This window comes from Streptomyces sp. NPDC001904 (assembly GCF_040297005.1).
Lineage (GTDB): Bacteria > Actinomycetota > Actinomycetes > Streptomycetales > Streptomycetaceae > Streptomyces.
In genome coordinates this window covers 1-13,079 of sequence record NZ_JBEOYI010000046.1, presented here as the reverse complement: position 1 = coordinate 13,079, position 13,079 = coordinate 1, and the positions used below count along the sequence as shown (strand labels likewise).

The 13,079-nt window shown below is 70.5% G+C and carries 10 protein-coding genes; 2 read left to right on the top strand and 8 right to left on the bottom strand.

Annotated features, from left to right (window positions below):
* Positions 1–56: 56 nt before the first annotated feature.
* Together ABT127_RS37670 and pta are read right to left on the bottom strand one after the other, a co-directional pair.
* Positions 57–1,304 (bottom strand): acetate kinase, encoded by a 1,248-nt coding sequence (locus ABT127_RS37670; RefSeq protein WP_351460556.1) that lies wholly within the window; start codon positions 1,302–1,304, stop codon positions 57–59.
* The gene (gene pta / locus ABT127_RS37665; protein ID WP_351460553.1) at positions 1,301–3,391 is read right to left on the bottom strand and encodes a phosphate acetyltransferase; all 2,091 of its coding nucleotides are present in this window, start codon (positions 3,389–3,391) and stop codon (positions 1,301–1,303) included. The genes ABT127_RS37670 and pta overlap by 4 nt, the downstream gene beginning before the upstream one ends.
* Positions 3,392–3,668: 277 nt before the next feature.
* On the opposite strand from pta, the gene ABT127_RS37660 reads away from it, so the two are divergent.
* Complete coding sequence (locus ABT127_RS37660; RefSeq protein ID WP_351460551.1) at positions 3,669–4,694, top strand: ATP-dependent 6-phosphofructokinase; 1,026 nt, start codon at positions 3,669–3,671, stop codon at positions 4,692–4,694.
* Here ABT127_RS37660 and ABT127_RS37655 read toward each other — a convergent pair.
* From ABT127_RS37655 to ABT127_RS37630, 6 genes are all read right to left on the bottom strand, one after another.
* Positions 4,691–5,401, bottom strand: coding sequence for a helix-turn-helix domain-containing protein (locus ABT127_RS37655; protein WP_351460548.1), 711 nt, complete (start codon positions 5,399–5,401; stop codon positions 4,691–4,693). The genes ABT127_RS37660 and ABT127_RS37655 overlap by 4 nt on opposite strands.
* A 102-nt stretch (positions 5,402–5,503) precedes the next feature.
* The gene (locus ABT127_RS37650; RefSeq protein WP_351460546.1) at positions 5,504–6,331 is read right to left on the bottom strand and encodes a carbohydrate ABC transporter permease; all 828 of its coding nucleotides are present in this window, start codon (positions 6,329–6,331) and stop codon (positions 5,504–5,506) included.
* 13 nt (positions 6,332–6,344) lie between these two features.
* A complete protein-coding gene (locus ABT127_RS37645; protein WP_351460603.1) occupies positions 6,345–7,151 on the bottom strand; it encodes a carbohydrate ABC transporter permease in 807 nt (268 codons plus the stop codon).
* Positions 7,152–7,209: 58 nt separating this feature from the next.
* A complete protein-coding gene (locus tag ABT127_RS37640; protein WP_351460543.1) occupies positions 7,210–8,580 on the bottom strand; it encodes an extracellular solute-binding protein in 1,371 nt (456 codons plus the stop codon).
* A gap of 119 nt (positions 8,581–8,699) precedes the next feature.
* The gene (locus ABT127_RS37635) at positions 8,700–9,392 is read right to left on the bottom strand and encodes a response regulator (RefSeq protein WP_351460540.1); all 693 of its coding nucleotides are present in this window, start codon (positions 9,390–9,392) and stop codon (positions 8,700–8,702) included.
* Positions 9,389–11,107: a sensor histidine kinase gene (locus tag ABT127_RS37630; protein ID WP_351460538.1), complete on the bottom strand. Its 1,719-nt coding sequence runs from the start codon at positions 11,105–11,107 to the stop codon at positions 9,389–9,391. The genes ABT127_RS37635 and ABT127_RS37630 overlap by 4 nt, the downstream gene beginning before the upstream one ends.
* A gap of 175 nt (positions 11,108–11,282) precedes the next feature.
* On the opposite strand from ABT127_RS37630, the gene ABT127_RS37625 reads away from it, so the two are divergent.
* Entirely contained in the window at positions 11,283–12,692 is a 1,410-nt protein-coding gene (locus tag ABT127_RS37625; RefSeq protein WP_351460535.1) for a cation:dicarboxylate symporter family transporter, read from the top strand.
* Positions 12,693–13,079: the final 387 nt, after the last annotated feature.

The following is a 13,079-nucleotide window of genomic DNA, read 5'->3' as shown; positions in this document are numbered from 1 at the left end:
TTGTTTCGCTACGGAATATTCCGTCTGGCGGAATCTACAAATGGGCGGAGGGGCGCTCAGGCGTTGCGGTCACGGGCGTCCCCGACGAGCGCGTAGGTCTGCTGCGCGATCTCCAGCTCCTCGTCCGTCGGCACCACGGCGACAGCGACCCGGGCGTACTCCGGCGAGATGATCCGGGCCTCGTCGGAACGTACGGAATTCAGCTCGCCGTCGACCGCCAGGCCCAGCTCCTCCAGACCGGCCACCGCAGCTTCGCGCACCGGCGCCGCGTTCTCGCCGACCCCGGCCGTGAAGGCGATCGCGTCCACCCGGCCGAGCACCGCGTAGTACGCGCCGATGTACTTCTTCAGGCGGTGGATGTAGATGTCGAAGGCGAGCCGTGCGGCCTCGTCGCCCTCGTCGATCCGGCGGCGGATCTCCCGCATGTCGTTGTCGCCGCACAGCCCGACCAGACCCGACTTCTGGTTCAGCAGGATGTCGATCTCGTCCGGGGACATCTTGCCCACCCGCATCAGATGGAAGATGACCGCCGGGTCGACGTCTCCTGAACGGGTGCCCATCACCAGGCCCTCCAGCGGGGTGAGCCCCATGGACGTGTCCACGCACCGACCGCCGCGCACGGCCGACGCGGAGGCGCCGTTGCCCAGGTGCAGCACGATCAGGTTGACCTCGGAGGGGTCCTTGCCGAGCAGTTCGGCCGTCTTGCGGGAGACGTACGCGTGCGACGTGCCGTGGAAGCCGTAGCGGCGCACCCGGTGCTCGTCGGCGGTGGCCACGTCGATCGCGTAGCGCGCCGCCGACTCCGGCATCGTCGTGTGGAACGCGGTGTCGAAGACGGCCACCTGCGGCAGGTCCGGGCGCAGCTCCGCGGCCGTGCGGATGCCGGTCAGGTTCGCCGGGTTGTGCAGCGGCGCGACCGGGATGAGGCGCTCGATCTCGGCCAGCACGGCGTCGTCGACGACGGTCGGCTCGGTGAACTTCAGGCCGCCGTGCACCACGCGGTGGCCGATCGCGGCCAGCTCGGGGGAGTCCAGGCCGAGCCCGTCCGCCGCCAGCTCGTCGGCGACCGCGTTCAGCGCCTCGGCGTGGTCGGCGATCCGCCGGTTCTGCTCGCGGGCGTCACCGCCGGTGGCCAGCGGGGTGTGCTTCAGGCGGGAGGTCTCCTCGCCGATCCGCTCGACCAGGCCGACCGCGAGCCGTTCGTGGGTCGCCATGTCGAGGAGCTGGTACTTGACCGACGACGAGCCGGAGTTCAGAACGAGAACGCGGGTGCCGCGGGTGGCGGAAGAGGACTGGGCTGTCACTGGGCGGATGCCTTTTCGGTGGGGGTCTGGGCCTGGATCGCCGTGATGACGACCGTGTTGACGATGTCCTGCACGAGCGCGCCGCGGGACAGGTCGTTGACGGGCTTGCGCAGGCCCTGGAGGACCGGGCCGACGGCGATCGCGCCGGCCGACCGCTGCACGGCCTTGTACGTGTTGTTGCCGGTGTTGAGGTCGGGGAAGATCAGCACGCTCGCCTGCCCGGCGACCTCGGAGCCGGGCAGCTTGGTGGCCGCGACCGACGGCTCGACGGCCGCGTCGTACTGGATCGGGCCCTCGATCTTCAGGTCGGGGTGCCGCTCCTTGACGATCTCGGTGGCCTCGCGGACCTTGTCGACGTCGGCGCCCGAGCCGGAGGTGCCGGTCGAGTACGACAGCATCGCGATCCGCGGGTCCACGCCGAACTGGGCGGCGGTGGCGGCGGACTGGGCCGCGATGTCCGCGAGCTGTTGCGCGTTCGGGTCCGGGTTCACCGCGCAGTCGCCGTAGACGAGGACCTTGTCGGCCAGGCACATGAAGAAGACGGACGACACGATCGCGGCGTCCGGCTTGGTCTTGATGATCTCGAACGCCGGGCGGATGGTGGCGGCCGTGGAGTGCACCGACCCCGACACCATCCCGTCGGCCAGGCCCTCCTGCACCATCAGCGTGCCGAAGTAGTTCACGTCGGCCACCACGTCGTGCGCCAGCTCGACGGTGACTCCCTTGTGGGCGCGCAGCTGCGCGTACTCCTGGGCGAAACGGTCCCGCAGCTCGGAGGTGGCCGGGTCGATCAGCTCGCTGTCGGCGAGGTCCACGCCGAGGTCGGCGGCCCGCTTGCGGATCTGCTCGACCGGGCCGAGCAGCGTCAGGTCGCACACGCCGCGGCGCAGCAGGACGTCCGCCGCGCGCAGGACGCGCTCCTCGGTGCCCTCGGGCAGCACGACGCGACGCTTGTCCGAGCGGGCCTGCTCCAGCAGCTTGTGCTCGAACATCATCGGCGTCAGCCGGTCGGTGGAGGGCGCCTGGATGGTGCGCAGCAGGCCGGCCGTGTCGACGTGGCGCTCGAACAGGCCGAGGGCGGTCTCCGCCTTGCGCGGCGTCGCCGCGTTCAACTTCCCCTCCAGCGCGAAGAGTTCGGCCGCGGTGGGGAAGGAGCCGCCGCTCACGGCGACGACGGGGGTGCCGGGCGCGAGCCGGTCGGCCAGCTTCAGGATCTCCTCGCCGGGCCGCTCGTCCAGGGTCAGCAGCACCCCGGCGATCGGCGGGGTGCCGGCGCTGTGCGCGGCCAGCGAGCCCACCACCAGGTCGGCGCGGTCCCCGGGGGTGACGACCAGGCAGCCCGGGGTCAGCGCGTTGAGGAACTTCGGCAGCATCGCGCCGCCGAAGACGAAGTCCAGGGCGTCCCTGGCCAGGCCCGAATAGTCGCCGAGCAGCACGGTGCCGCCGAGCGCGTGGGTGATCTGGGCGACGGTCGGCGCGGAGAGCGCGGCCTCGTCGGGCAGCACGTAACAGGGCACCGGCAGCCGGTTGCCCAGCCGCTCGTCGATCTCGTCGCGGTCCTCGGGGAGGACCCGGTTGACCACCATCGCGAGGACGTCGCAGCCCAGGCCGTCGTAGGCGCGGAAGGCGTTGCGGACCTCGGCGCGCACCGACTCCGCGGTCTGCTTCCGGCCGCCGACCACCGGGATCACGGACGCGCCGAACTCGTTCGCCAGCCGGGCGTTGAGCGCCAGCTCGTCGGGGAGCTGGGTGTCGGCGAAGTCGGTGCCGAGCACCAGCACGACGTCGTACTCGCGGGTCACCGCGTGGAACCGGTCGACCAGCAGCGACACCAGCTCGTCGGTGCCCTGCTCGGCCTGGAGGGTGGACGCCTCGGCGTACTGCATCCCGTACACGCTCGCCGGGTCCTGGGAGAGCCGGTAGCGCGCCCGCAGCAGATCGAAGAGCCGGTCGGGGCCGTCGTGCACCAGCGGACGGAAGACACCCACCCGGTCGACCTGCCGGGTCAGCAGCTCCATGACTCCCAGCTCGACGACCTGGCGGCCGTCTCCCCGGTCGATCCCGGTCACGTACACGCTGCGCGTCACGTGGGCTCTCCGTTTCCTCCGTAGGGCCCCTGAGCAGGACCGGAGGGTCCGCGCCGGGAGCCAAACATGGCCGTATCGATAGCTCTGCCCTCTTGACAATACCTCCGGGGATGGCTAAGTCGCCCGCCGGACAAAGGGCCTGAACACCAGGGTCTCAGTGCCCGCCCCAGAAGTGCCGAACCGCCTCTCCCACGGCCGCGCGAACGCGTTGTCGCGCGGAGCGTGGAAGAATCGCAGTGGCTCAGACGAACCAGAAGCGAGCAGGAGACACAGCACGATGCGCATCGGAGTTCTCACCGCAGGCGGCGACTGTCCTGGTCTGAACGCAGTGATCCGGTCGGTCGTGCACCGAGCCGTCACGCACTACGGAGACGAGGTCATCGGCTTCGAGGACGGCTACGCCGGCCTGCTCGACGGCCGTTTCCGCCCGCTGGATCTGAACGCGGTCAGCGGCATCCTGGCCCGCGGCGGCACCATCCTCGGCTCGTCCCGGCTGGAGCGCGACCGCTTCCGCGCCGCGTGCGACAACGCCAAGGAGCTGATGGACAAGAGCAGCCTCGACGCGCTCATCCCCATCGGCGGCGAGGGCACCCTGACCGCCGCCCGCATGCTCTCCGACGCGGGCGTCCCGGTGATCGGCGTCCCGAAGACGATCGACAACGACATCTCCTCCACCGACCGCACCTTCGGCTTCGACACGGCCGTCGGCGTCGCGACGGAGGCGATGGACCGCCTCAAGACCACCGCCGAGTCCCACCAGCGGGTCATGGTCGTCGAGGTCATGGGCCGGCACGCGGGCTGGATCGCGCTGGAGTCCGGCATGGCCGGCGGCGCCCACGGCATCTGCCTGCCCGAGCGCCCCTTCGACCCGGCCGACCTGGTCAAGATGGTCGAGGAGCGGTTCTCGCGCGGCAAGAAGTTCGCCGTCATCTGCGTCGCCGAGGGCGCGCACCCGGCCGAGGGCACGATGGACTACGGCAAGGGCGCCATCGACCAGTTCGGCCACGAGCGCTTCCAGGGCATCGGCACCGCGCTCGCCTACGAGCTGGAGTCGCGCCTCGGCAAGGAGGCCCGCCCCGTCATCCTCGGCCACGTGCAGCGCGGCGGCACCCCGACCGCGTACGACCGCGTCCTCGCCACCCGCTTCGGCTGGCACGCCGTGGAGGCCGCGCACCGCGCCGAGTACGGCAGGATGACCGCGCTGCGCGGCACCGACATCACGATGGTGCCGCTCGCCGAGGCCGTCACCGAGCTGAAGACGGTGCCGAAGGACCGGATGGACGAGGCCGAGTCGGTCTTCTAGCCCCGCCGCGGATCGCGGATCCTGGACCAGAACTCGTCCAGGATCCGCTCCATGAAGTCCCGCCCGGCGTCCCCCGACCCGGACGAGGCGCCGCCGCCCCAGCTCAGGGTCGCGGCCATCAACGCCTGGTACTCCAGGTGCATTTCGTGCAGCACGTCCTCCAGCTCCCGCCGCGGTACGGGGATCAGCCGGCTCAGCGGCTTGGTGTACGCCTGCCAGCGCGTCGTCGCCGCCCGGCGCAGCAGCTCCGCCAGCTGCCCGTCCCGCCCGGTGACCGTCGCGAAGGCGCGCGGGTCGAGCCGCAGCACCTCGGCGAGCGCCGACGACTGCCGCTCGCCGGCCCGCCACTCGCCCGTCTCCTCCATGCGCAGATACGACTGGATCTCCAGGCCCACGAACCGCGCCACGTCCTCCGGGGCGAGCCCGAGCGCGAGCCGGTGCTCCCGCAGGGTGCGCGGCGCGCCGATGAGCTCACCCGGGGAGCACCACAACGCTCCGGCCAGCGCGGTCAGTTCACCGGCCGACGGGGTCGCGTCACCGTGCTCCCAGGCGATGATGGTCTCGGGGGTGATGTGCGCCAGCCCGTAGGAGGCGCGCATTCCGTAGGCGACGTGGCCCGGGGCCATCCCCAGCGCCTCACGGAGGCGGCGGGCGGCGAGGGCGTTGAACGGCGGGGTCGGCTGGTTCGCCGGAGCCTTGTGCTGCACGGCCACAAAGTAGGGGGCCGACGCCCGCTTGGCTACGGTGCGTTCGTCCCCCGTGACATATCGTAGGAACGTACAGGTGCCGCGCGGTGTGCCGGACGGGGGTCAGCCCTTCACCGCGCCGCCGAGCGCGAAGCCGCCGCCGAACCGCCGTGACACCAGGACGTAGAGCAGGATCACCGGTGTCGAGTAGATGATCGAGAACGCGGCGAGCTGCCCGTAGACGACCGTCCCGCGGTTGCCGAAGAAGTCGTTGATGCTCACCGACGCCGGCAGCTGGTCGGGGGAGAGCAGCAGCATGAACGGGACGAAGAAGTTCCCCCACATCATGGCGAAGCAGAAGACGGTGACGACGGCGACGCCGGGCCCCATCAGCGGCAGCACGATCCGCAGCAGCGACTGGAAGGTGCCCGCCCCGTCGGTCCAGGCCGCCTCCTCCAGCTCCTTCGGCACACCGTCCATGAAGTTCTTCATCAGCCAGATGGCGAAAGGGAGTTGGGAGGCGGCGAAGAAGTAGATCGTGCCCGCCATCGTGTCGATCAGGTTCACCTGCACGAACAGCGCGTACACCGGCACCATGACCGCCGTGATCGGCAGACACGTCGCGAACAGGATGGTCGTCAGGTACGGATTGTTGAGCCTGGAGCGGTAGCGCGAGAGCGGATACGCGGCGAGCGCCGCGCACGCCACCGTCAGCGCCGTCGCCCCGCCGCACAGGATCAGGCTGTTGAGCAGCGGCGTGAACGTGATCTCCGGGGTGAGCACCGCGTCGAAGTTGCGATACGTGGCGTGCGCGGGCCACTTCACCCGCAGGTTCGCGTCGGCGTCGAGCGAGGACAGCACCACCCAGGCGAGCGGCAGACCGAAGGCGACGAGGACGACGGCGAGGGCCGTGTCGGCGGTGAGCCGGTTGCGGGTGGAGCGGCGGGTCACGGGTGCCTCCGTCTCACGGCTCTGAGCGCAACAGGCGCATGTAGACCACCGAGAACAGGGAGCCGACGACCAGCAGGAGCAGGGCGACCGCGGTGCCGTAGCCGATCATGCTCTTCTGGAACGCCTGCTCGTACATGAACAGCGGGAGCGTCTGGCTGCGGTTGCTCGGCCCGCCGCGGGTCATCACCCAGATCAGGCCGAAGACGGACAGGGTCTGCAGCGTGTTCAGCATCAGGTTCGTGCCGATGGAGCGCCGGATCATCGGCAGGGTGACGTGCCACAGGCGCTGCCACGCGTTCGCGCCGTCCATCTCGGCGGCCTCGGTGATCTCGGCCGGGATCTCGTCGAGCGCCGCCGAGTAGACGAGCATCGAGAACGCGGTGCCGCGCCACACGTTCGCGAACGACACCGCCAGGATCGGCAGCGTGAACAGCCAGTTCTGGGAGGGGAGTCCGAGCTGGTCGAGGATCGCGTTGAGGGTGCCCTCGCGGCGGAAGAACGCGTACAGCAGGAACCCCGCGACCACCTCCGGCAGCACCCAGGCCGTGACGACCACGGCGCCGGTGACGGTCCGCACCGGTTTCGAGGCGCGTTTCATCAGCGCCGCGAGAGCCAGGCCCAGGGTGTTCTGGCCCACGATCGACGACAGGAACGTGAAGACGAGGGTGAGCCTGACCGCGTTCAGGAAGGCGTCGTCGTGGAACGCGGCCGTGAAGTTGTCGAAGCCGACGAAGGAGGAGGCGGCCTGGCCGGTGAGCTGGAGGTCGGTGAAGGCGATGTAGACGCAGTAGGCGATGGGGCCGGCCAGGAAGAGGGCCATGACGACGGTGGCCGGGGCCAGGGGGAGGGCCCGGAGCACCGCCCGCCCCCTGGGCCGCTCAGGGCCGCGTGACAACTTTGCCGTCCGCTGCCGTCTTCAGCTGGTCGTCGTACGTGGCTGCCGCCTCGTCCACCGAGGCGTCGCCGGTCGTCACCGACTCCATGGCCTCCTGGATCGCCGTGGACACCTTCGGGTACGCGGGGTAGGCGGGCCGGTAGTGGGTCGACCCCACCAGATCCGTGAAGAACTCGATGCCGGGCTGCGCCTTCACGTACGCCGGGTCGGCGGCCACGTCCTTGCGGACCGCGATGCCCGAGTTGGCGATGTACCAGCGCCGGGCGTTCTCCTTCGTCTGCATCGTCCTGATGAAGTCGAAGGCGAGGTCGGGGTGGGCCGCCTTGGCGGGGATCGCCCAGGTCCAGCCGCCGGACATGGAGACCTTGCCGGGCGCCTGCCCGCTCCGGGTCGGCATGTGGGCGAGGCCCAGCTTCCGCGACCACTGCGGCCAGGCGTGCCCGGCGCCCTCGATCCAGTCCTGCGGGAGCCAGGAGCCGTCGAGGTCGATGCCGATCTTTCCCTGGGGCAGGAGTTCACCGCGGACGGTGGTGCCGATGTTCGGGTCGAGCGCGTCGGAGACGTCGGGGCCGAGCTTCTCCTTGTAGACGGTCTCGACGAACGACAGGCTGTCCCTGAACGCCTTCGACCCGGCGATCCACTTCTGCGAGGACTTGTCGTAGAGCGGGTCGGCGGTGCCGTCACCCGTGCCGTACAGCAGCATCTCGAAGCCCTGCATCGTGGACTGCTCGCCGCCCGCCTTGCCGGTGTAGAGGTTCAGCGGGGTGACGCCGGGGACCTTCTTCTTGATGGTGCGGGCGGCGTCGAGGAGCTCGTCCCAGTTCTTCGGCTGCCAGGGCGTCGCGATGCCCGCCTTCTTCAGGACGGCCTTGTCGTACCAGAGGCCACGGGTGTCGGTGCCGTCGGGAACGCCGTACGTCCTGCCGTCCTGGCCCTTCGCGGCCGTCTTCGCGGTGTCGATGAACTGGTCCCAGTCCGGCCACGCGTCCAGGTACTTGTCCAGTGGCCTCAAGTACCCGCTGGTGATGTCGGAGTTGACCAGGAACGTGTCCTCGTAGACGAGGTCGGGCGCCGTTCTGGGGGAGCGGAGCATCTGCTGGAGCTTCGTGTAGTACTCGGCGTCCGGTGCCTTGATCGGGACGAGCTCGACCTTCTTGCCCGGGTTGGCCTTCTCAAACTGCTTCTTCATCGCGGTCAGATAGGTGTCCGGGACCTTGCTCATGTTGTCCGTGGACTGCTTGTACGAGACCTTCACGGTGTTCGCGTCGCCGCCGGAGCCACCGCCGCACGCGGTGAGGGTTCCGGCGGCCAGGAGCAGGGCGGTGGCGGTCAGGAGCGGGGCGGTGGGGCGCACGGGCACGACCTCCTACGGACCGTCGCGGGCTGCGTTGCCGCGCGTGGCTGCCCGTGAACGTACGGTCCGGGTCGAGCAGGGTCAATGGGTGTGCAGGGGGCCGCGGAGACCTGCGCGACCTACTTCCACGTGTACACCAGCTCGGGCCGCCCCACCTGCCCGTACTGAGGACTGCGCCCGGCCCGCCCCGAGTCCACCAGATGCTCCAGATACCGCCGCGCGGTGATCCGCGAGATCCCCACGGCCTCGGCGGCCGAAGCCGCCGTCACCCCCTCGGGCGCCGCCTCCCGCAAGGTGTGCGTCACCCGCTCGAGTGTCGGCCCGCTCAACCCCTTCGGCAGCGCGGCCGGCGCCGGCGACCGCAGATTGGCCAGCGCCCGGTCCACCTCGTCCTGCCCGGCCGCCTCCCCGCTACTGGTCCGGTACTCGGCGTACCGCACCAGCCGGTCCCGCAGCGTCGCGAAGGTGAACGGCTTCAGCACGTACTGCACCACCCCGAGCGACACCCCCTCCCGCACCACCGCCAGATCCCGCGCAGAGGTCACCGCGATCACATCGGTCTGATGCCCGGCGGCCCGCAACGACCGCGCCAGCGCCAGCCCGTGCCCGTCGGGCAGATGCAGATCGAGCAGGATCAGATCGACAGCGACCCGGTCCAGGGCCCGCCGCGCCTCGGCGGCGGTGTGCGCCCGCGCCACGGTGACGAACCCGGGCACCCGGTCCACGTAGAGCGTGTGGGCGTCGGCCGCCACCGGATCGTCCTCGACGACCAGGACCCGGATGCGCCCGGACTCGGCAGCGTCGTCGCTCATGAGGTACTGCCTTTCGCATCGGACGTCGGCGCAGTCGCCGCCGACGTGGTCCCACCACCGCGCGGACCCGGCACCCCGTCGGCCCCCGCGCCGACGGCGAACGGCATCCGCACGGTGAACGCGGCGCCCCCGCCCGCATCCCGGTCCAGAGCGAGCGTGCCATGCCCGCGCGCCACAGCCTGCCGTACGAGAGCCAGACCGAGACCCCGCCCGCCCGGCCCGGCCGGCTTGGTCGACCAGCCGCGCTCGAACACCGCGTCGGCATGCGCCGGATCGACCCCCGGCCCTGAGTCCGCCACCCGCAGCAACAGCCCGTCCGCCTCCGTGCGGGCGGTGACCGTGACGCGGGCGCGCGGCGAACCCTGCGCCGCGTCGACGGCGTTGTCGATGAGATTGCCGAGCACCGTGACGAGATCCCGCGCCGACAGCACCTGCCCGAGCGCCCCGCCCGGCCCGTCCTCGACCTCCTCGACCCGGGTGTCACCGGAGACGACCAGCTCGACACCGCGCTCATTGGCCTGCGCGGCCTTGCCGAGCAGCAGCGCGGCGAGCACCGGCTCGCTCACCGCGCCCACCACCTGGTCGGTCAGCGCCTGCGCCAGCTCCAGCTCGGCGGTCGCGAACTCGATCGCCTCGTCGGCGCGGCCCAGCTCGATCAGCGACACCACGGTGTGCAGCCGGTTCGCCGCCTCGTGCGCCTGCGACCGCAACGCCTGCGTGAACCCGCGCTCGGAGTTCAACTCGCCCATCACCGCCTGGAGTTCGGTGTGATCGCGCAGGGTCACGACGGTGCCGCGCCGCTCCTCACTGGTGACCGGCGAGGTGTTGACGACCACGACCCGGTCGGCGGTCAGATGCAGCTCGTCGACCCGCGGCTCGGTGGCGAGCAGCGCCCCGGTCAGCGGCGCGGGCAGCCCGAGTTCGGCGACGGACCGCCCGACGACCTCGTCCCCGTCGCCCACCCCGAGCAGCACCCGCGCCCCGTCGTTCATCAGCGCCACCCGCCGCTGCCCGTCGAGCATCAGCAGCCCCTCGCGCACGGCGTGCAGCGCGGCCTGGTGATAGGCGTGCATCCGGCTCAGCTCACCGGCGTTCATCCCGTGCGTGTGGCGCCGCAGCCGCGCGTTGACGACGTACGTCCCGATGCCGCCGACCACCAGCGCGGCCCCCGCGACCCCGGCCACCGCGAGCACCTGCCCGCGCGCCTGCGCCGTGATCTCGTCGATCGTTATCCCGGCGCTGACCAGCCCGACGACCCGCTTCTGACGGTCGTACACCGGCGTCACCACCCGCACCGACGGCCCGAGCGTCCCGGTGTACGTCTCCGAGAACGTCCGCCCCTTCAGCGCGGGCCCGATGTGCCCCAGGAACCGCTGCCCGATGTACCTGGTCGTGGGGTGCGTCCACCGGATCCCGTCCGTGTTCATGATCGTCACGAAGTCGACGCCGGTGTGCTTCTGCACGGCGAGCGCGTACGGCTGGAGCCGCGCCGTCGGATCCGCGTCCCCGGTGATCGCCTCCCGTACCGAGACGGCGTCGGCGACCGCCGTCGCCGCGGCCGTCGCCTGCCGCCTGGCCGACGTCTCCGCCTGCCTCTTGTCACTGAGATACGTGAACAGCGCGCACCCGGCGACCACGGCGGCGACCAGCACGACCTGCATCGCGAACAGCTGGCCGGCCAGGCTGCGGGGGCGGGGAAGACGCAAGGAGCGCATGCGGTCAGTCTGCCCGTCGGTTCAAGCGGGAACTAAATGAACGGAAGGGTGACGGTGCTCACCGCCCGGGAGATAGTCACCGGGATCCGCAGCCGCAGGACGTGAGCCGCACGCACTGCCGAGTCCGGGACAAGCCCAGTACGCCGACACCGTCGTCAGCAGCCAGGAGGGAACCGTGGCCGAGAACGGGACCGCGACCACCGACCAAGCCCCGCAGCCCGCGCAGCCCGCCGCGAAGCGGGACCGCACGCACTACCTGTACATCGCCGTCATCGTGGCGGTCCTCCTCGGCGTCGCCGTCGGCTTCATCTGGCCCGACTTCGCCAAGGAGCTCAAGCCCGTCGGCACGGGCTTCGTGAACCTGATCAAGATGATGATCTCGCCCATCATCTTCTGCACGATCGTGCTGGGCGTCGGCTCGGTCCGCAAGGCCGCCAAGATCGGCAAGGTCGGCGGTCTCGCCCTCGGCTACTTCATCGTGATGTCGATGGTCGCCCTCGCCATCGGCCTGATCGTCGGCAACATCCTCGACCCCGGCAGCGGCATGCACTTGACCGACGCCACGAAGGACGTCGGCCAGGCGGCGGCCAAGGACGCGAGCGAGGGCCCGGTCGACTTCGTCCTGGGCATCATCCCGACGACCCTGGTCTCCGCCTTCACGGAGGGCGAGGTCCTCCAGACCCTCCTGGTCGCCCTCCTCGTCGGCTTCGCCCTCCAGGCGATGGGCCGGGCGGGCGAGCCGGTGCTGCGCGGCATCGAGCACATCCAGAAGCTCGTCTTCCGCGTCCTCGGCATGATCATGTGGGCCGCCCCGATCGGCGCGTTCGGCGCCATGGCCGCCGTCATCGGAGAAACGGGCGTCGACGCCCTCAAGGCCCTGGCCACCATCATGATCGGCTTCTACGTCACCTGCGCGCTCTTCGTCGGCATCGTGCTGGCCGCGATCCTGCGCATGGCGACGGGCTTCAACATCTTCGCGCTGCTGAAGTACCTCGGCCGGGAGTTCCTGCTCATCCTCTCGACGTCCTCCTCGGAGTCGGCCCTGCCGCGCCTGATCGCGAAGATGGAGCACCTCGGCGTCTCCCGCCCGGTCGTCGGCATCACCGTGCCGACCGGCTACTCCTTCAACCTCGACGGCACCATGATCTACCTGACCATGGCGTCCCTCTTCATCGCCGACGCCATGGACCAGCCGATGGGCATCGGCCAGCAGATCGGCCTGCTCCTCTTCATGATGATCGCGTCGAAGGGCGCGGCCGGCGTCTCCGGTTCCGGCATCGCGGTCCTCGCCTCCGGCCTCCAGTCGCACAAGCCGGGCCTGGTCGACGGGGTCGGCCTCATCATCGGCATCGACCGCTTCATGAGCGAGGCCCGCGCCCTGACGAACTTCGCGGGCAATGCGGTGGCCACGCTGCTGATCGGCTGCTGGACCGGAGAGGTGGACCGCGACCGGGTCAAGCGGGTCCTCGCCGGCGACCTCCCCTTCGACGAGCGCACGCTCCTCGACTCCGGCGCGGACGACGACTCCCGCTCGGACGTCCCCGAGCCGCGCGGGGGCGGGACGAAGGAGCCCGTCGGAGCCTGAACACCGCTCCGAACACCGCTCTGACCTGCGGCGGGGCCCGTGCGATCGTTCGCACGGGCCCCGCTTTTGTACTACCGGCGCGGGTGGCGTAGAGTCCTGCGAGTTGTCCGGCCACCACGGCCGAGGGCAGCACCTCCGCCGCTCACGCGGCACCCCACCACCAGCACGGTCTCCCTCCGGGATTGATTTCGGCACGCCCGAATTCACATTCCGCCTCGATTAGTCATCGAAGAGGGAATCCGCTAAAGTCTGGGACGTCGGAACGGCCCAACAGCCGGAAAGACAAAGCCCGCTGACTGGGAATCAGGCCCGAAAGGATCTGATAGAGTCGGACTCGCCGGAAAGCCGAAAGGCCGGAAAGCGAAGCAAGACCCCGAGGAAATCGGC